This window comes from Shewanella sp. MBTL60-112-B2 (assembly GCF_019655055.1).
Classification (GTDB): Bacteria; Pseudomonadota; Gammaproteobacteria; order Enterobacterales; family Shewanellaceae; genus Shewanella.
The window spans coordinates 1-247 of the sequence record NZ_BPFA01000123.1 but is presented as its reverse complement, the minus strand read 5'-3'; the positions used below and the strand labels follow the sequence as shown (position 1 = coordinate 247).

Here is a 247-nt window from a genome sequence, read left to right as displayed (position 1 = left end):
CCACGGTGTGGTTCATGACTGGGGTGAAGTCGTAACAAGGTAGCCCTAGGGGAACCTGGGGCTGGATCACCTCCTTACCTATACGACTAACTTGATAGTTGTTGAGTGTTCACACAGATATGCTTGTTTGTCTCTGCTCTTATTTGAGTGAGGCGAGCGACACTTGTTCTGCCTTGTTGCAGTAACAATGCTCTTTAAAAATTTGGAAAGCTGATAGTGTTAATGTGAAAGGGATGGCGATTTATCG

At 45.3% G+C, this 247-nt stretch carries 1 rRNA gene; it reads left to right on the top strand.

Annotation, left to right across the window (positions count from 1 at the left end):
* Nucleotides 1-77: ribosomal RNA gene (locus tag K5Q73_RS21535) — 16S ribosomal RNA — on the top strand; the annotation flags it as partial.
* Nucleotides 78-247 lie beyond the last annotated feature (170 nt).